General features: G+C 49.3%; 1 rRNA gene. It reads left to right on the forward strand.

Annotated elements, in window-relative coordinates:
- Positions 1-136: 136 nt before the first annotated feature.
- Positions 137-996: ribosomal RNA gene (locus KTQ83_RS11835) — 16S ribosomal RNA — on the forward strand; the annotation flags it as partial.

Raw genomic sequence — 996 nt, forward strand, 5'->3', positions numbered from 1 at the left:
TAATATAGATGAGCACTGCTGAGGTGCAGATGATCTTTGAAAACTGAACAGGAAATAAAAATACAAACTAAAACGTCAATTTCGAAACAAACAAACAATTGTAAAGAAAGATGTCAGAGACATCTAAGAGCTAAATCAAATGGAGAGTTTGATCCTGGCTCAGGATGAACGCTGGCGGCATGCCTAATACATGCAAGTCGAACGAGAGGAAGGAAAGCTTGCTTTTCTAAATCTAGTGGCGAACGGGTGAGTAACACGTAGGTAACCTGCCCATGTGCCCGGGATAACTTCTGGAAACGGATGCTAAAACCGGATAGGTAGCAGACAAGCATTTGACTGCTATTAAAGTGGCTAAGGCCATGAACATGGATGGACCTGCGGTGCATTAGCTAGTTGGTGAGGTAACGGCCCACCAAGGCGACGATGCATAGCCGGCCTGAGAGGGCGGACGGCCACATTGGGACTGAGACACGGCCCAAACTCCTACGGGAGGCAGCAGTAGGGAATTTTCGTCAATGGGGGGAACCCTGAACGAGCAATGCCGCGTGAGTGAGGAAGGTCTTCGGATCGTAAAGCTCTGTTGTAAGAGAAAAACGGCACTCATAGGGAATGATGAGTGAGTGATGGTATCTTACCAGAAAGTCACGGCTAACTACGTGCCAGCAGCCGCGGTAATACGTAGGTGGCGAGCGTTATCCGGAATGATTGGGCGTAAAGGGTGCGTAGGTGGCAGATCAAGTCTGGAGTAAAAGGTATGGGCTCAACCCGTACTTGCTCTGGAAACTGATCAGCTAGAGAACAGAAGAGGACGGCGGAACTCCATGTGTAGCGGTAAAATGCGTAGATATATGGAAGAACACCGGTGGCGAAGGCGGCCGTCTGGTCTGGATTCTGACACTGAAGCACGAAAGCGTGGGGAGCAAATAGGATTAGATACCCTAGTAGTCCACGCCGTAAACGATGAGAACTAGGTGTTGGGGGAATAACTCAGTGCCG

It is taken from the genome of Holdemanella porci (assembly GCF_019052655.1).
Taxonomy (GTDB): Bacteria; Bacillota_I; Bacilli_A; order Erysipelotrichales; family Erysipelotrichaceae; genus Holdemanella; species Holdemanella hominis.